At 73.5% G+C, this 19,636-nt stretch carries 5 protein-coding genes and 1 pseudogene (1 of these 6 only partly in view); 2 read left to right on the top strand and 4 right to left on the bottom strand.

Going from position 1 to position 19,636, the window contains the following annotated elements:
• Positions 1–287: 287 nt before the first annotated feature.
• Positions 288–476, top strand: a pseudogene (locus OG2516_RS21005) (LEPR-XLL domain-containing protein); the annotation flags it as partial.
• Between the two features lie 1,013 nt (positions 477–1,489).
• Here OG2516_RS21005 and OG2516_RS17625 read toward each other — a convergent pair.
• From OG2516_RS17625 to OG2516_RS17605, 4 genes are all read right to left on the bottom strand, one after another.
• Positions 1,490–2,428 carry a hypothetical protein gene (locus OG2516_RS17625; RefSeq protein ID WP_156799436.1) on the bottom strand — a complete coding sequence of 313 codons (939 nt, stop codon included), beginning with the start codon at positions 2,426–2,428 and terminating at the stop codon, positions 1,490–1,492.
• Between the two features lie 204 nt (positions 2,429–2,632).
• Positions 2,633–4,072: a hypothetical protein gene (locus tag OG2516_RS19190; protein WP_007256994.1), complete on the bottom strand. Its 1,440-nt coding sequence runs from the start codon at positions 4,070–4,072 to the stop codon at positions 2,633–2,635.
• Between the two features lie 459 nt (positions 4,073–4,531).
• Complete coding sequence (locus OG2516_RS20910; protein ID WP_281004412.1) at positions 4,532–4,666, bottom strand: hypothetical protein; 135 nt, start codon at positions 4,664–4,666, stop codon at positions 4,532–4,534.
• 216 nt (positions 4,667–4,882) lie between these two features.
• Complete coding sequence (locus OG2516_RS17605) at positions 4,883–5,248, bottom strand: hypothetical protein (protein WP_156799434.1); 366 nt, start codon at positions 5,246–5,248, stop codon at positions 4,883–4,885.
• A 17-nt stretch (positions 5,249–5,265) separates the two neighbouring features.
• Here OG2516_RS17605 and OG2516_RS17600 point away from each other — a divergent pair, with 17 nt between their 5' ends.
• A protein-coding gene (locus OG2516_RS17600; protein WP_007256989.1) for a hypothetical protein crosses the window boundary here: on the top strand, positions 5,266–19,636 show its beginning. Its footprint extends 19,490 nt past the window's final position; the window shows 14,371 of its 33,861 coding nt (coding positions 1–14,371); it begins with the start codon at positions 5,266–5,268; its stop codon lies off the right edge, out of view.

Raw genomic sequence — 19,636 nt, 5'->3', positions numbered from 1 at the left:
CCCTCGAGACTCGGCGGGCGTGGCGAGAATAAAGTTCCCTCCCATAGTCAAGACTTGAACAAATATTTCAAACAGGTTTTCATTTCCGCGTTACAGCGTCCTCATTTCAGCAGTTTCACGGGGGCGCGCTGCCATACGAGTGCTTTTTTTGCTTCGGAATTACCTGCGGGGGCACGCATTTTTCATCCGCCTCCGCGCAATGCGTGGTTCCCGGGAAACCTGGCACGGTTCGCGTAGCGGCGAGTCGTGATTCGCTGGTTTCCCGTGGCGCGCGGGGGGACAGAACGATGGCTTTTCCGTTTGGTGACGAGCGCGGCGACCTGAATTTCACCGGGCGCCGCGGCAGGCGAAAGCCCACGGCCGAGACCTTCGAGCCCGGATTGTTCACCAGGCTGTGGAAACGACGGCGCAAGGCGGGCGGACGCTCCGGCCCCGGCTTCCGGATGGAGGCTCTCGAGCAGCGCTACCTGCTCTCCGCCGATCCCGCGCCGTTCCTCGTCGACATGGCCGACATGGGCCAGGACTTGTCCCTGCGCTACGACAACCTCTCGCAATCGCTCGAGATCTGGGACCGGGCCAGCGGCACCAAGCTCGCGGCGAAGCTGGTGCAGGAGATCTCGCTCGTCAAGGTGACGGGCACGTCGGGCGACGACGTGCTCGAGCTGGATTTCGCGGCCGGCGACGTGTTTCCCGTCGACGTGGAGTTCGACGGCGGCGACGGGGCGGATTCCGTCCGCGTGGCGGGCGATCTTGCGGCGGTGCGCACGCTCGCCGAGGGCGGGCAGGCGGCGACGCTGGAGATGGACGACGCGGCCGGCGGCACCGGCGCGGCGCGGCTGGTGGGGGTCGAGGCGGTCGAGGATGCGAGCACCGCCGCCGACAAGCTGTTCGCCGACCGCTCGGGCGACGCCAACACGCTGCGGCTGTCGGACGCGTCGGCCGCCGACGACGGCGCGGGCCGGGTCCGCGCGGCGGGGGCGCTGATCGACTACAGCTTCTCCAGCGCGGGCGCCGAGCTGCGCATCGAGGCCGGGGCAGGGGACGACACCATCGCCCTCGACAGCGTCGACCCGGTGCTTGCCGGGCGGCTGGTGATCGACGGCGGCGAAGGCGCGGACACCCTGACCGGCCCGCCGAGCGATCTCGCCTGGAACGTGACCGGCGAGAACGCGGGCGACGTCGAGGGCGTCGCCTTCGTGCGTGTCGAGAGCCTGCAGGGGGCCGCCGACACCGACGACGTGTTCTACGTCGCCGCCGAGGGCAGCCTCGATGGCGGACTCGACGGCGGCGAGCGCGGCTACGACGTGATGGAGTTCACTTCTGGTGACTTCGACACCGTGATCTACACCGCCCACGACGCCCATTCCGGCACCGTCCAGCGCGACGACGACCTGCTCGCCTATTCCGGGCTCGAGCCGATCACCCAGTCGGGCACCGCGACGGACATCGTCATCGACCTCAACGCCGAGTCCAACGGTGCGACCCTGACCTACGACAGCGGCACCAACCAGCTGAAGCTCAGCTCCACCGGCTCGCCGACCTTCGAAGAGCATCTCTTCGCCATCCCGACGGGCAGCATCACCATCAACCTCGGCGACGACGACGCGGACCTGATCACCGACGGCGACGTGCTGACGATCTCCGGCAACATCGACCTCGGCGGCGCGAGCCTGACCGTCGACGGGCAGGACGGGACCGACCGGGTCGTCGTCGACGGCACGCTGACGACGACCGGCGCCGTCAACCTGATGGCCGAGGAAATCGCCGTGTCCGGCACCATCGACGCCGGCACGATCACCCTGACCGCCGCCGCCGACGACGAGGGGCGGATCGTCGACGAGACCCTGCCCATCGGTTCGCTCGACGAGTACCTGACGGGGCTGTTCGTCGCCCTGCCGCGGGTGTCGGTCGACCTGACCGGCGGCACGCTCGACGCGACCGGCGACGTCACCGTCTCGGCGACGGCGGACGTCTCGATTCCGGCCGCGACGCCGACGACCATCGCCAGCACCGTCGACGCCACGCTGCTGACGCTGCTGCCCGAGGCGACGGTGACGCTGGACGGCAGCACCGTGCGCGCCGGCGGCAACTTCTCGGCCGCGAGCAGCGTCGGGGTCACCGCCGCGTTCGAGGACGAGGCCGACGCGAGCGACACTGACGCGACCTCCGACGCGGCGGTCACCGTGGTCGTGGTGGTCTCGGACTCGACCGTGACAACGGCGGGCACGACCTCCATCGAGGTGGCCGGGACGGTGACGATCGACGCCGCCACCAGTCTCGACATCGCCTCGACCGCCGACGGCGGCAGCGACACCAGCAGCAAGGGCGCGACGCTCGCGGTCACCGAGATCCAGGCGACGACGAAGGTCGATATCGGCGGCGCGACGAGCATCGGCGCCCATAATGGCGACGCGACCGACTCGATCACGCTCGGCTCCGCCCTCGTCGGCGAGATCGCCACCGCGGCGACCTCCACGGCGGGCGGCGCGGAGGACGGCAGCGGCAACAACGGCGGGCAGGGGACGCAATCGACCCAGCGGCTCGAAGATCCGAACCAGGACGGCACGACCGAGGACCAGGCGCAGACCGCCGACGGCGGCACCCAGTTCGCGGGCGCGGTTGTGGTATCCGATTACCGCCCGGAGACCGTCGCGCGGATCGCGACGACGGGGACGCTCGCGACCGACGGCGCGGTGAACCTGACGGCCGGCTCGACCGACAGCGTCAGCGCCAGCGCAGACGGCTCCAACACCGGCAGCGGCGCGACCGGCGTGGGTGTCGGCGTGACGGTGGCGGTGGTCGACCCGTCGGTGCGGGCGGAGATATCCGGCGGCACGATCATGGCCGGCGGCGGCACCAGCCTCGCCGCGACGATGGCGGCGGGCGACACCTTCACCGCCGAGGCGACCTCCGGCGCGGGCGACGCGAGCTCGACCGGCGTGGCCGGGGCGCTGGCGATCCACACGGTGCTGACCGACGTGCGCGCCGAGGTGTCCGACGGCGGCGGCGTCGACCTCAGCGGGGGGGATCTGTCCCTCGCGGCGACCTCCACGAGCCGCGCGCTGACCAGCGCCGCGCCGGGCGAGGCGGCGACGGGCGAGAGCCTCGGCATCGGCGCGTCCTTCGCGCTGGCGATCCTCGACCAGGACACCTTCGCGGGCTTCGGCACCGGGGTGACGCTCGACAATGCGGGCGACGTGACGCTGGCGGCGACGACGGACCACGCCGCCGACACCAAGGCCGCGGCCTCGGCGAGCGGGGCGGGCACCGCGGCGACGCCGGTGGCGGCGATCAACGTCAACACCGGCGACACGTCGGTCGGCGTCGGCACCGGCACGGGCGCGCTGGCGATGAAGGCGCTCAGCGGCACCGCGAGCCACACCGGGCGCACCGTCGCCGAGGCCGAGGGCAACGCCGAGGGCGGCAGCACCAGCATCGGGGCGTCGTTCGCGCTGACCATCTCGGACGAGTCCGTGAGTGCCGACCTGACGCGCGACGTCACGGCGCAGTCGGTGGCGATGGAGGCGAGCGGCGCGATGCTCACCCGCGCCGGGGCGACGGCGGGGTCGGCGGGGGCCGAGGAGGGCGACGCCGAGGCCGATGGCGGCGTCAACGCCGAGAACCAGCGCCAGCAGGACCACGCCAACAGCCAGGCCGGCGACCGGGGCAACGGCGGCTCGACGCAGACCCAGTCGCCCGACGCCTCGACGGGCGAGGGCGGCGGCGGCGGAATCTCCGCAGCGGCGGCCGTGGCGCTCAATCTCGTGGACAGCGACATCACCGCCTCCGTGGCCGACGGGGTGACGGTGTCGTCCACCGGCGCGGTGGCGCTGGCCGCCCGCGCCAATGCCGACGGCTGGGCCGAGGCCGACGGCAGCGCGGCGGGCGGCGGCGGCACCACCATCGGCGCGGCGGTCGCGCTGACGGTGAGCCGGGTCGACGTGACCTCCGAGACCGGCGCGACCGCGACGGTGCAGGCCCACGATCTCGGGCTCGAGGCGGGGGCGCGGGCGGTCGAGACGGAGCTGACCGTCGAGGCGCGCAAGGTCGCCGACCCGGACGACGACAGCATCCTGATCGGCGCCGACCACGGCCTGTCGACGGGCGACGAGGTGACCTACAGCGCCGGCGGCGGCACCGCGATCGGCGGGCTGTCGGAGCAGGCGTATCACGTCATCGTCGCCGAGAACGGGCGGGTGCAGCTCGCCGAGGACGCCACCAAGGCGGCGGCCGGCGAGGCCGTCGACCTGACGGACAGCGGCGCGGGCGACGGGCACAGCCTGACGCCGGCGGGCGGCGACGCCATCGAGTTCAACCCCGACGACGATCTGCGCTTCTTCGCCTCCGACACGCCGCTGCGGACCGGCGACGAGGTGGTCTTCACCACCGGCGACAGTGCCGACTTCGGCGACCTCGAGCACGGCGCGACCTATTACGTGGTGCGCGACGCCAACGGCTACCAGTTCGCCGAGAGCCGCGACGCCGCCTTCGCGGGCGACGCGATCGAGATCGACGGCGCGGGGACGACCACCTACACGCTCACCGACGCGATCAACCGCGCCGCCGCCGACGCCACCTCGGGCGCGTCGGGGGGCAGCACCGGGATCGCCGGGGCGCTGGCGATCACCGTGGCCGAGACCCGGGCCGAGGCGGCGTTCGCCGGCACCCAGACCTCGGACGGCGCCGTCTCCGCGACGGCAACGGCGCACAACGCGGCCGACGCGCGCGCCACGGCGGCGCAGTCGGACGCGCAGTCCGGGGCGACCGGGGTGGGCGCGTCGTTCGCGCTCGTGGTGAGCGATCACGCGACGCGCGCGGCGATCGCCGACGGCGCGGTCTTCAACGGGAGCAGCGAGAGCGTCGGGCTTAGCGCGACGGGCCGCTACGACGCGCGCGCCGAGGCCAAGGGCGGCGCGGCGGGCGGCACGGCGCTGGTGCCGGTCGCGGCGCTCGTGGTGGCGGGCAACAGCACCGAGGCGACCATCGGCACCGGCGGCCTGCTGTCAGGCGGGGGCGACCTCTCGGCCATCGCGACGCACGACGCCGAAAGCGTCAGCATCGCCACCGGCGAAGCGGAGGGGACGCAGACCGCGCTCGGCCTGTCCTTCGCGCTGACGCTGGCCGACGACAGCGTGACCGCCTCGGCGAAGCGCGATCTCCAGTTCCAGGACATCACCCTCACCGCCGACGGCGCGGCCAGCAGCGACACCCGCGCCAGCGCCTCGGCGGCGGGGCAGGCGGCGGACAACGGCGGCCAGGACGTCAATGCCCAGAACGACGCGCAGGTCGAGCAGCACCGCCGCGCCGACGGCCCAGACCTCGGACGGCCCGCTCACCGTGGCCGCCGCGGTGGCGCTGGACATCTCGAAGCTGACGGTCACCGCGACCCTCGCCGGCGGCAACCACAGCGCCAGCGGAGGCGCGGTCTCGGTCAAGGCGCTCGGCAACCTCGACGGCGGCGCGAATGCGACGGGCGAGGCGGCGAACGGCGACAGCGGCTCGGTCGGCGTGGGCGTGGCGATCTCGGCGAGCACCGGGACGGTGCGGGCGCTGGTGCAGGACGCGGTGATCCAGGCGGGCAGCGTGTCGGTCGTGGCCGGCATGGCCGTGCGGGGCGACGACGAGGCGCACGTCTTCTCGGCCGGCGCGACCTCCGGCGCGAGCGGCGCGGGGACCGGCGTGGCCGGGTCGTTCGCGCTCAACCTGTCGGCGGTGACGACCGAGGCGCTGATCGCCGGGGCGTCGTCGGTGACGGTCAACGGCGGCGGCGGGGTCGACATCCTCGCCACCTCGACGATGGAGAGCGACGCGATCACCGCCGCGGCGCAGGACCGCACGGCGGCGCTCAACCAGCCCCAGCAGCAGCAGGGCCAGCAGAACACCGGCCAGCAGCAGCGCACGGGCCAGGGCAACAACCGCACCAACACCAGCCAGAGCGGCAACGCGCTCGGCGTCGGCGCGTCGGTCTCGGTGCTCGCCACCGACATGGACACGACGGCGCGGCTCGCCGACACGTCGCTGCTCTTCCGCCCGGACCACGTCACCATCGCCGCGACGGGCAGCCACGACGGCCTCGCGCAGGCGGTCGGCGGCGCGTCGGCGACGGCGGCGACCACCCAGTCGGGCGGCACCACCGGCAGCAACGCCAACACCGGCGGCAGCGCCGTCACCCCGGTCGCGGCGATCACCGCGATCCAGAACAGCGTCACCGCCGATCTCGATCCGGGCGCGAGCATCGTCGATGGCGGCGGCGACGTGGCGGTGCACGCCGAGCTGACGACCGACACGCGGGCGCTCGCCGAGGGCAGCGTCGACGGCACCAAGGCGGCCATCGGCGCGTCGCTCGGCCTCGCCATCGCCGAGGACACGGTGCTCGCCTCCATCGCCGGCAGCGTCGTCACCGGCGGCGGCGTCTCGGTGCTGAGCCGGGCGATGACCGCCTCGCGCGGGGCCGCCGAGGCGGCGGCGAAGGGCAACAAGCAGACCAGCGGCAGCGGCAACCAGACCCAGCAGCAGACGACGAGCCAGGTGAACACCGCCAACCAGGCCGGCGGCACCAACGCGCAGTCGACGCGCAACGGGCAGGGCGTGACGCAGAGCTCGAACTCGGGCGCGCCGACGGTCGCGGCGGCGATCGGGCTCAACATCTCGAGCACCAGCAGCCAGGCGATGATCGCGGGCGAGGGCACCGGCACCGCGATGATCGACGCGCAGGGCGCGGTGACGGTGGCGAGCGAGACCAACGCCGACGGCGCGGCCGACGCGGACGGGCGGGCGGTCAACAGCACCAACGGCTTCACCGTCGGCGCGGGCGTCGCGGTCAACGTGTCCGACGTGGACAACATCGGCCTGATCCGCAACGCCAGCGTCACCGGCGACGGCGTCAGCGCGACGGCCGGCATGGCGGCGCGCAGCATCGACATCAGCGCGGGCGACGCGAGCAAGGTCGACCCGGCCGAGGACACGATCGAGGTGGGCGAGCCGGAGGTGGCGTTCGTCGCGGACGAGGAGGTCGTCTACAAGGCCGATCCCGACGGCACCGCCATCGGCGGCCTGTCGGACGGAGCGACCTACCACGTGATCCTCGCCGACGACGGGAAGATCCAGCTCGCCAGCTCCGCCGGCGGCAGCGCCATCGACCTGACGAGCAGCGGCACCGGCTCCGCGCACCGGCTGATCCGGGGCGACGACGACAGCTCCACGGCCGTCTCGGCGACCAACAAGGAAGACATCACCTTCGCCGGGGAGTCCTTCGAGATCACGCTCGAGAGCCGGCAGGGCCTCGTGACGGGCGACGCGGTCGTCTACTCCGCCGGCAGCAGCCCGATCGGCGGGTTGTCCGACGGGACGACCTACTTCGTCAACCTCGGCGGGGACGGCAAGCTCGGCCTCGCGGCGAGCTACGAGGACGCGATGCGCGGCGAGCTCGTGGAGCTGTCGAGCGCCGGGACCGGCACCCTCGTCAACGCCACCCACGCCTACGGGGTGCGCACCATCTCGGGCGCGTCGGGCGGCGAGACGGCGGTGTCGGGGTCGATCTCCGTCAACTACGCCGACGGCACGACCCGCGGCGCGTTCGACACCGGGGCGATCATCACCGTGCGCGACGGCGACGACGCGGGCACCGACATCGGCGCGAGCCGGGTCGGGGCGGACGCCGAGACCTACACGCTGACCACCTCGGTGCCGGCGCGGGCGACGACGGGGACGTCGACGGGCGTCGGCATCGGCTTCGCGCTGACCATCGCGGGCCACGATGCGACGGCCGAGATCGTGGGCGACGCGACGGTGAGCGGCGCGGGCGACCTCGCGGTCGACGCCGACGGCGGGCACCGGGCGGTGACGCTGGCGCAGGCCGGCGTGGTCGGCGCGAGCGGCACCACCAATGTCGGCGGCGCGGTGGCGCTGGCGGTGTCGGAGAACACCACGACGGCGCAGGTGCTGGCGGGGACCGCCGCGCTCGGCGTGGCGGGCGACCTCGAGGTCACCGCCGACACGACGCTGGCGATGCAGACCGAGGCCGACGCCGACACCAAGGGCGGCAAGACCGGCGTGGGCGCCGCGGTGGCGCTCGGCTGGGCCGAGGACGACGCGGGCGCGCTGCTCGACCGCGACGTCTCGACCGGCGCGGAGCGGGCGAACGACGTCACCGTCCGGGCCACCAACGCGACCGTCTCCGTCACGCTCGTCACCGGCAGCGCCGAGGGCGAGAAGCAGAAATCCTCCTCCAGTCAGACCGGCGCGAGCCAGCGGACGCAGAAGGAGAAGGACTTTGTCGACACCCGCTCCGACAATTCGCTGTCGGATCCGAATCCGGGCGGGCGCGCTGCGACGCAGAACCAGACCGCCAACAACCGCACCCAGAACCCGACGGGGCAGGGCGGGCAGGCGCAGCAGGGATCCGTCCAGCAGCAGGGCGCGCAGATCCAGGCCGCGGCGGCGCTCGGCGCGGTGGTGATCAACACCGCCGCCATCGCGACCATCGCCAACGGCCGCACCATCGACTCCACCGGCGCGCTCACCGTCGAGGCGCTCAACGACGCCGACGGGCGCACCGAGGCGACGGGCCTGGCGCTGGTCAAGGGCGGCAGCTCGTCCTCGAGCGGCTCCGGCGGCGGCGGCGGCAGCTCCAGCGGGTCGACCACCGCGGTCGGCGCGGCGGTGTCGGTCGTCGTGGCGGTGACGACGGCCGAGGCGACGCTGGGCGACGGCGACACCACGGCGGGCTCGGTCACGGTCGAGGCCGGGACCAGCGACGGCGAGGTCAACGAGCTGCGCGCGCTGGCGCTGTCGGGCGCGGGCGCCAAGCAGAGCGGCGGGACCAACAGCTCGGGCAAGACCGTGGCCGTCGCCGGGGCGGCGGGGATCGTGGTCGGCGACTTCACCACGAAGGCGACGATCGCCGACGGCGCGACCGTCACCGCCGAGACCGGCGACGTCGACGTCACCGCGCGCACCCAGAGTGGGCTGAGCAACACCGCCGGCGGCGGCTCCATCGTGCAGGCCAAGGGCGGCGGCTCGAGCCAGGGCAGCGGCACCTCGGTGGGCGCGGCGCTGGTCGTCAACGTGATCGACGCCGACACCGAGGCCAGCATCGGCGCCGACAGCACCGTCGCGGCCAAGGGCAGCGTGGGCGTGGACGCCGATTTCGGCGTCGCGGCGCTGAAGCTCGACGTGCCGCTGTTCGGCGACATCGAGTATGTCGGCGACATCGTCGACGACGTCATCACCAGCATCGAGGCCACCGGCATCGCCATCGGCGCGTCGGTCGGGCTCGGCGGCGGGCAGGACAGCGGCACCGACGCGGGAGCCGGATCGGGCGTCATCAACGTGGTGCTCGCGACGACGACGGCCGAGATCGGCGGCGGCGCGTCGGTCACCGCGACGGACGGCGACATCGCGGTCACCGCCGACGACGCGGTGGAGATCGTGAACTTCGCCGGCTCGCTCGCCTTCTCGCAGAAGGGCGGCGGCATCGGCATCGGGCTCGACGTCACCGTGATCGAGAAGACCACCGAGGCGCTGGTCTCGGTGCCCGCAGCGGCGGCCGGCCAGACGGTGCTCGACGCGGGCGGCGACATCCTCGTGCAGGCGACGAGCGCCGAGGACGTGTTCCAGCTCACGATCAACATCGGGGTCGGCCAGACCACCTCGGGGGCGGGCGCGGCGAACGTGCTGGTCAACCTGTCCACCACCCATGCCGGTCTCGGCGTGCCGGACACGATGGGGCTCGGCACCCTGCTGGCCGACGCCGACGGCAGCGTCGTCGTCACCGCCGACAGCACGACGGACGTCGACTCCTACGCCGGCACGGCGGGCGTGTCGCTGCAGGACAGCTCGGTGGGCATCTCCCTCGGGGTGCTGGTCGACATTGACGTCACCCGGGCCGAGATCGGCGCCGGGGCGCTCGTCACCGGGCGCGGCAACGGCGACGCGGTGACGATCAAGGACGGGATCATCGACGCGAGCGGCGACCAGGGCACGCAGGACGTGCGCGGCGTCGCCGTCGCGGCGACGAGCAGCGACGACATCTTCGGCCTCGCCATAGCGGCGTCGGCCTCGCTCGGCCAGCAGAGCAACGGCCAGTCCAACGGCAACAGCAACGACACCGACGTCGGCCTCGCCGCGTCGGTCGTCGTGGTGGTGCACGAGGGCGAGACCAAGGGCGTGATCGGGCAGGGGGCCCACATCAACGCCGACAACACCGGTGCCCATGCCGACCAGGCGATCCTGATGCGCGGCGCCGACCGGCTCGAGCTCGACAACGTCACCGGCGGCCTGAGCTTCTCGCTCAACGGCGACGCCGGGGTGACCGGCTCGGTCGCGGTGAACGTGATCGACCAGGAGACCTGGGGCCGCGCGATGGGCGGCAACGTGCTGAACGCGGCGGGCGGCGGCGTTCACGGCGACGCGCTCGGCGAGACGGTGGTCGACACGATCTCGATCGCCGTCGCCGGGGTCGTGTCGACCTCGTCGAGCGGCTCGAGCGGCGGCAGCAGCGACTTCAGCTTCGCCGGCGCGGGCAGCGTGGCCGTCACGCTGGTCGACCAGGAGCAGCTGGCGCGGATCGGCGCGGGCAGCACGGTCGACACCACCGGCGCGCTGGCGCTGACGGCGACGGACAGCTCGGCGATCACCACCGACTCGGGCGGCGCGGCCTTCGCGGCGGGCTCGACGAGCGGCGAGAGCAAGGCCGCCATCGGTGCGTCGATCGCCGTCAACGAGATCGACAGCGACACCATCGCCGACGCCACCGACAGCACCCTGAGTGCGGGCTCGGCGAGCTTCACCGCCAGCAACGAGTCGGAGATCGAGACCCTGACCATCGCCGGCGCGCTCGCCGGGAGCACCAACGGCTCGGACGCCTTCGCCGGCGCCGGGGCCGGGTCGGTCAATCTGGCGACCCTGAACACCCGCGCGGAGCTGGTCGGCGGCGGCCTGACCAGCACCGGCGCCGTCGGCTTCACCGCCACCAATTCCGCCCGGATCGACGCCGACGCCGGCTCGGGCGCGCTGGCCTTCGCCTCCAACGGCGGCGACCTCGGCGCCATCGCGGTCGGCGCGGCGGCGGCGGAGAACGAGATCACGCTGAACACCAGCGCGGCCGTGCGCGGCGCGACCGTCGACGCGGCGACGCTCGGGCTGACGGCGGGCTTCTCGGGCAGCATCGACGCGCTGACCTTCGCCGTCTCGGCGGCGCTCGCCAACAAGAGCGGGCCGCTGGCGCTCGCCGGCGCGGGGTCGGGCTCGGGCAACGCGATCACCGGCGCGACCGAGGCGCTCATCACCTCGCGCACAATCGGGTCGGTCGTCACCGACAGCGCCGTCACCGCGACCGGCGGCGTGACGATGAGCGCGACCGACACCAGCACGATCAGCGCGCTCGCCGGCTCGGGCAGCGTTTCGGTCAACGTGGGCGATTCCGGCTCGACGGTGGGGGTCGGGCTGGGCCTGTCCATCGTCGAGAACGACATCGCGATGCGCACCGCGGCGCAGATCGTCGACGCCGACGTCACCGCGAGCGCGGGCGGGCTGACGATGACCGCCAGCAGCACCGCGCGCATCGACGCGACCGCCTTCGGCGCGGCGCTCAGCGTGACCAGCTCGTCGAGCGGCACCAACGTCAACGCCAACGCGACCGGGGCCATCGCGCTCAACGACATCGACAGCGACGCCATCGCCGAGATCGTCGGCACCGGCATGACCGGGCCGAGCCTGAGCCTCGCCGGGCCGGTGGCGCTGACCGCGGTGAACGGCATGGACATCGACGCCAACGCCATCGCGGCGCGGCTCAGCGTGTCGAACGCCTCGAGCGGCACGTCGATCACCGGCGCGCTCGGCGCGGCGGTCGCGGTCAACAAGATCGGGCTCGGCACCGAGACCATCGTGATCGGCGACGACGACAGCGGCACGCCGGCCGCCGGCGATCCGGCCGACATCACCGTCGGCGAGGGCACCGGCTCGAGCATCACCCGCGCCCGGATCGGCAACGCGACGGTGATCTCGACCAGCGGCGGCGCGAGCCTGTCGGCGACGTCGAACGCGACGATCGACGCCGTCTCGGTCATGGCCGGAGTGTCGGTGTCGAACTCGTCGAGCGGCACCAACGTCGACGTCAGCGTCGACGCCTCGGTGGCGGTCAACCTGTCGGCCACGCACGTGGAGGCGGTGCTCGACGGGGGCGCGCACCTGGCGGTGCCGGGGGCGGTGGCGCTCACCGCGCTCGACAACAGCGCCATCGACGCCGACATCGTCAGCGCCACGATCAGCGCGACAATCTCCAGCGGCAACAACCCGACGGTCGCGGTCGGCGTGACGGCGTCGGTGGCAGTCAACGAGATCGCCAACGTCACCCGCGCCGAGGTCGACGACGCCACCATCGGCACGCCGGCCGAGGCGGGCGCGGGCAGCCTCACGATCAGCGCCAGCTCGACCGCGACGATCGACGTCGTCGCCGTGGCGGCGTCGGTGGACGTGGCGGTGAGCGGCGGCTTCACCCTCAGCGGGGCGGGCACCGGGGCCTTCGCCTTCAACAGCATCGCCAACGACATCGACGCGGGCCTCGTCAACGGCGCCTATGCCCATGTCACCGGCGCGACCTCGATCACCGCCACCAACAGCGCCGCCATCGACGCCAAGGTCGTCGCGGCCTCGGCAACCGTCTCGGCCTCGAGCGGCTCGGGCGCGGCGGTCACCCTGAACGTGGTGCTCTCGGTCGCCGACAACAGCGTCACCACCGAGACCTCGGCGCTGATCGACGCGTCGACCCTGACGTCCGGCGGCGACCTGACGCTGGCGGCGACGGGCGGCGGCTCCATCGACGTCGTCGGCATCGCGGCGGCGCTGTCGATCTCGGGCTCGAGCGGGTCGGTGGCGGCGGGGCTGTCGGTGCTCGTGGCCCATGCCAGCAACGATGTCGGCGGGGTGGTCGAGGCGCTGGTGCGCGACGGCACGAAGGACGCCGATGCCGAGGTGACGGCCGGCAACGTCACCATCTCCGCGCAGAGCACGACCGCCGTGGACGCGCTCAACGTGTCGGCGGCGATCAGCGTCACCGCCAGCAACGGCGGGCTGTCCTTCGGCGCCGTGGCGAGCATCGCGGTGGCGCGCAACACCGTCGGCACGCTGGTGACGGCGGGCGTGGAGCGGGCCGACATCGTGGCCGGCGGCTTCGTCGACATCGACCTGCTCTCGGGCGCCAGCCTCGCGGTCAAGTCGATCGCCGCGAGCGTCAGCGTCAGCGCGTCGACGACGATCTCCGGCAGCATCGGCGCGGCGGGCGCGAGCGCGAAGAACGACTATACCGGCATCGCGCGGGCGGTGGTGGACGAGTCCGTCATCTCGGCGGGCGGCACCGTGACGGTCGACGCCGCCGAGAGCGACGGCAGCGGCACCTTCCGCGCCACGCGGGTCCGCGAGGACATCGTCGACGCGGCCGCCGACACGATCTACGTCGGCGACGCCGCCGGCTTCACGGCCGGCAGCCAGGTGCTCTATTCCGCCGAGGGCGGCAGCGACATCGGCGGGCTGAGCGACACGTTCGACGGCAACGGCGACGACATCGCCGACGTCTACTACGTGCTCGCCGCCGACGACGGCAAGATCCGGCTCGCCCACACCGCGGGCGGCCCGGCGATCGACCTCACCACCAACTCCGCCGGCGGGCAGCAGACGCTCGCGCTCTGGAACGGGTCGGAGGAAGTCGCCGGCAGCAAGGTGCGCATCGGCGATCCCGGCGGGCAGGGCCGCGAGATCGAGGTGGTGCGGATCGCCGACGACACGATCTACGTCGGCGACGCGGCCGGGCTCGTGGCCGGCGACACGGTGGTCTACGCGGTCGAGGCGGGCTTCCCGGTGATCGGCGGGCTGGTGGACGGGCAGACCTACCACGTGCTCGCGGCCGGGGACGGCCGGATCCAGCTGGCGCTGAGCAGCGGCGGCAGCGCCGTCGACCTCACCAGCGCCGGTCTCGCCGGCGGGCACACGCTCACCAAGGGGACGCAGGTCATCGACCTGTTCGCCGCGACCGAGCGGACCGCGCCGAAGCTGAGCGCCGTGGTGGTCGCCGCGTCGGTCAGCGTCGCGGCGGGCTCCGGGAGCGCCGCCGTGGGGCTGTCGGTGGCGGTGACCGAGGCGGAGAACCGCAGCACGGGCGTCACCAGGGCGCTGGTCACCGGCTCGACGGTGAGCGGCAGCAGCCTTGCCGTCGGCGCGACGGCGACGGGACAGGTGACGGCGGTCGGCGTCGCGGCGAGCGTCGCCGCGGCGGGCGGCGGGACCGTCAACATCGGCGGCGCCGGGGCCGGGGCCGACGTCGACAACGTGCTCGACAACACGGTGGCGGCGCAGGTGTCCGGCGGCGTTGTCAATGCCGGCAGCCTCGCGGTGCTCGCCAGCGACAGCTCCGACGTGGACGCGGTGGGCGTCGCCGCGTCGTTCTCGCTGAGCGTCGGGTCCGGGTCCGGCGTCGGCATCGCCGCGGCGATCTCGGTGACGCTGGTCGACAACGAGGTCAACACCGACCTCTCCGCCAGGGTCGACGGCGACGTGGTGGTGAACGGCTCCGGCGGCGTCACCGTTTCGGCGACGAACAGCACGGACATCACCGCCGTCGCCGTCGCCGCGAGCGTGTCGGTGTCGGCGGGCGGCTCGGTCAACATCGGCGCGACCGGCTCGGGCGTCGAGGTCGGCAACACGCTGGGCAACGCGGTGGCGGCGCTGGTCGGCGCCGCGACGCTGAACAGCGTGGGCGCGCTCTCGGTCACCGCGACCGACCGGGCGGATGTCGACACCGTCGGCGTCTCCGCCTCGATCAGCGCCGCCGTCGGCTCGACCGCGGGCGTCTCGATCGCCGTCTCGGCCACGCGGCCCGTGGTGGAGGTGAACACGGCCGTCCTCGCCGGGCTGAACGGCGCCACCGTGACCGATCCCTCCGGCGTCACCGTGGTGGCGCGCAGCGACAGCGACATCGACACCGTCGCGGTCGCGGCCTCGATCAGCATCGGGGTCGGCAGCACCGCCGGTGCCGCGATCTCGGCGGCGGTGGTCAGCGCCGACGTCGATGTCGGCGGCACCACCGAGGCCAGCATCCTCGACTCGACCCTCACCACGCCCGGCAACGTCACGCTGGACGCCTACGGCACCAACGCGATCACCTCGACCGTCGTCTCGGCCTCGATCTCCGTCGGCGCCGGCAGCACCGGTGGGATCAGCGTCGCCATCTCGGTCGGCCTCGTCGACGTGGCGGTGACTAGCGCGGTCACGGCCAAGGTCGGCACCGGCTCGTCGGTCACCGGCGCGGGCACCGTCACGGTGCGGGCGCGCAGCGTCGAGGGGAGCGACCGGCTCTCGGTCACCACCACGTCGGTCTCGGCCTCGGTGTCGGTCTCTGTCGGCGGCACCTTCGCCGTCGGCGGCGCCGGCGCGGGCGGCTCGGCCAACGCGGTGCTCTCCAACAGCATCACCGCGGAAATCGCAGACAGCACGGTGTCGGCCGTCGCCGCGAGCGTGACCGCGCTCGACCGGGCGGACATCCGCACCACCGCCGTCGCGGCGGTGGTGAACGTCGCCGCCAGCGGCTCGGCGTCGGTGACCCTGAGCGGTGCCGCCGCGGTGGCCAAGTCGGAATACGGCTCGCAGGTCCGGGCGAAGATCCACGACTCCGGCATCACCCTGACCGGCGCGTCGCCGCTGAACCTGAGCGCCACGGCGGACGGCGACGTGGACACCACGGCCGTCGCGGTGGCGCTGTCGGTCGCCATTTCGGGCGCCGTGGCCGTCGACGTGGCGGTCACCGCCGCGGTGGCCGAGACCCGCAGCGCGACCGTGGCGGAGGCGCTGGTGGAGTCCGGCAGCGTGGTGACGCTGCCGGGCAGCCTGAGCATGATCGCCAGCGACACGACCATCGTGGACACGCTCGCGGTCGCGGCGACGGTGTCGATCGCGGGCAGCAGCACCGCGGCGATCTCGATCGGCCTGGCGCTCGCATTCGCCGACAACATCCACAGCGGCACGGTGCGGGCGAAGATCGACGACAGCAAGGTCGACGCCGAGGGCTCGGTGCTGGTGCGGGCGACCACGACCGCCGACATCGAGGTCGACGGCATCGGCGCCGCGGTCTCGATCGCGATCTCGGGCGGCTTCTCGCTGGCCGGCGCGGTCGGCGCGGCGGTCACCTCCAACACCATCACCAGCCTCACCGAGGCGGCGATCACCGACGCCGACGCGGCCGACGGCCAGTCCGTCACGGCGGGCACGACCGTCACCGTCGACGCGACCGAAAACCTCACCGTCGACGCCGACGCCGTCGCGGCCTCCTTCGCCCTGTCGGGGGGCATCGCGGGGGTCTCGCTCGCCATCTCGGCGGCCGTCGCCACCAACGACAGCACCAGCACGGTGCGGGCCGAGGTGGACAATTCCACGGTCGAGGCCGAGGGCGGCGCGCTGCTCGTGGACGCCAACACCGACACCACGCTCACCACCAAGCCCGACGCCGTCGCGGTCGCGATCACCGCCGCCATCGGCGGCGCGGCGGCCGGCGCCGGCGCGGAGGCGCGCAACACCTCGCGCTCGACGGTCGAGGCGAAGGTCGGCGCCGACAGCGTCCTCGAGGCCGCCGGAGACCTCACGGTGCAGGCGATCGACACGTCGAAGGCGGTGGCCGACCTGGTGACGGTCTCCATCAGCGGCGGCCTGGCCGGCCTCGCGGTCGGGGTGGGCAACGCGCAGAACGACATCCGCAACGCCGTCCGCGCCACGATCAGCGACAGCGCCGCGACCGCGACGGGCTCCGGCGACATCGCGATCATCGCCCGCTCGACCCAGACCGACAGCTTCGCCCGGGCGTCGGTCGCGGCGATCTCGATCTCCATCGGCGGCGCCGGCGCGGGCGCGGTAAGCCGGTCCAACCTCGACAGCACGGTCGAGGCGCACGCGCGCAGCGCCACCCTCACCGCGCTCGGCGACGAGGTGACGATCGACGCCGACAGCGATCACGACGCGGTGGCCACCTCCATCGGCGTCGCCGCGAGCGCGGCGGCGGTGTCGGTCATCGTCGCCGACGCCTCGGTGGGCGGCGCGACGCTGGCCTGGGCCGACGGCGCCACCAACGTGCAGGCCACCGATCTGAAGGTGACCGCCGACTCCCTCGCCGACGCGGTCCCGGACGGGACCAGCGTGGCCATCGGGCTCGCGCTGGCCGGGTCGGCCGCGGTGATGAACGGCGCGGTGGACCGCACCACCGAGGCCTATGTCGGCGACCGCGCCCTGACACTGCGCGACGTGGTCGAGACCGCGAGCAACTCGATCTACGTGGGCAGCACCGATTTCGTCACCGGCGAGATCGTCACCTACTTTGCCGGCGGCGACGCCATCGAGGGGCTCGAGAGCGGGCAGGAATACTACGTCATCAACGATGGCGACGGCACGATCCGGCTGGCGGAGTTCGAGTACGACAGCGAGTCGGGCGACGCGGTCTACCAGCGCGACGTGTTCCTGCGCAGCCAGGGCAGCGGCGGCCACACGCTGGTCCGCAGCGGCAAGCCGAACTTCGGCTTCGATCCCGACGCGGGCGTCACCCTGGCCGATCCCGCCCCGGCGGGCGGGCCGACGACGGTGACGCTGACGGGCGGCAAGCTGCTGGTGCAGGGCACCGCGACGCTGAACGCGACGGCCACGCCGGTCAGCATCGGCGCCTCGGGCGGGATCACGCTCGGCCTGACGCTGACGGACACCACCGTCGCCGGCCGGACCCTCGCCTACGTGGGCGAAAGCGCGACCGTCACCGCGGCGGAGGTGGACGTGCTCGCCACCGCCACGGAGACGGCGACGGCGCGCAACGTCAGCATCGCCGTCGGGCTCGCCAGCGCGATCGACGTCAGCATCGCCGGCGCGACCATCGACAGCCGGACCGAGGCCTTCGTCGGCACGCGGCCGGGCGACGCGGTGCGCGGCACCGCCACCGCCGTCACCGCCACCACCGGCGGCAGCGGCGACGGCACGATCACCGTCGACGCCACCGCCAGCCGCACCGCCGATGCCGACACGACCGGCGCGACCTTCGGCCTCGTCGGCATCTCGGTGGGCGCGGCGCTGCCGACCGCCGAGATCGGCGGCCGGGTCATGGCCGGGGCAGGGGGCAACGCGACCCTCACCGCGAGCGGCGCGATCAGCATCACCTCCGACGGCTTCAACGACGCCCGCGCCGACGCTATCGTCGCCAGCGTTTCGATCGCCGGGTTCGGCGGCGCCGGCGCCAACGCGACGGCGCGGATTCTCGACACGGCGGACATCGAGGCGACCGTCGAGAGCGGCGTCAGCCTGTCCGGCGGCGCGATCACCGTCGACGCCCGCCACAGCGACGGCTCGGTGAAGAACCACGCCAAGGCCAACGCCTCGGGCGGCACCGGCGGCATCCTCGGCGGCGCGGCCGTGTTCTTCGCCGACGCGGAGATCGCCGGCGGCGTGCTGGCGCAGCTCAACGGCACGGTGACCTCCTCCAGCAGCATCGGCGTCACGGCCACGGGCCGCAACAACGCCGACGCCGACACGCTCGCCGTCGCGATCGGCGGCGGCTTCGGCGCGACCGGCACCCGCACCACCGCCACGATCACCGGCGCCGCCGACGTCGAGGCCAAGGTGCTCTCCACCGGCGATCTGACCACGAGCGGGGCGCTGACGGTCGAGGCCGACGGCGAGAACGACGCGCGCGCCGACAGCGACAGCGGCTCGGGCGGGATCGCCGGGATCTCGGGCTCCTCACTGGCCGCCCGCATCGGCGGCGCGGTCCTGGCCGAGCTCGACGGCGACGTGGCCGGGGCGAGCGCGGTGCAGGTGACGGCCCGCGGCAACAACGACGCCCGCGCCGACGCGCTGGCGATCTCCGTCGGCCTCGGGGCCGGGCGCGGCGCGGACGCCGAGGCGGAGGTCCAGACCGGCGCCGACGTCACCGCCCGCGTCGGCTCGACCTCGCAGCTCTCTGTCTCGGGGGCGGCCGTCGACGTGATGGCCTTCGGCGACAACTACGCCAAGGCGGCGGCGAACGGCGGCGGCGGCGGCACGCTCTCGATCTCGGTCATGCTGCCCGACGCCAAGGTCGGGGGCGCCGTGCGGGCCGCGTTCGACGGACAGATGCAGGACGGCTTCGTGGCCTCCAGCCTCGACGTCCTGGCGCGCGGCGAGAACACCGCCGAGACGACGGTGACCGTCGTCGACATCTCGCTCGCCGGCGGCAACGGGGCGCAGTCGAAGGCCGAGGTGACCTCGGCGGCGGACGTGGACGCCACCGTCGGCGCCGCGGCGAAGATCCGCACCACCGGCGCGGTGAGGGTGGATGCGACCAACTACGACGGCACCGCCCGCCTCGGCAACACGGCCACGGCCGTAACCAAGGGCGGCTCCGGCGGCATTCTGGCGACCGCATCGGTGTTCCTCTCCGAGGCCAAGGTGGCGGGTGGCGTGAAGGCCGACCTCGACGGCGACGTGCTGCAATCGGGCAGCATCGGCGTCTGGGCGCAGGGCAAGAACTACGCCGAGGCCGACAGCCTCGCGGTCGCGATCGGCAGCCTCGCCGGCGTCGGCACCGGCTCGGTGGCGACCATCACCTCCGCCGCGGACGTGCAGGCGCTGGTGGGCCACA

The sequence above is a fragment of the Oceanicola granulosus HTCC2516 genome (assembly GCF_000153305.1).
Classification (GTDB): Bacteria; Pseudomonadota; Alphaproteobacteria; order Rhodobacterales; family Rhodobacteraceae; genus Oceanicola; species Oceanicola granulosus.
This window is presented reverse-complemented; position numbering and strand designations above follow the sequence as displayed.

Excerpts from the sequence above, each read along its gene's own strand:
- OG2516_RS19190 (WP_007256994.1), bottom strand. The coding sequence starts at position 4,072 with ATGCTGTCGTCGTCCGGGTCGGCGACCTTGCGCGCCTCGACGGTCAGC.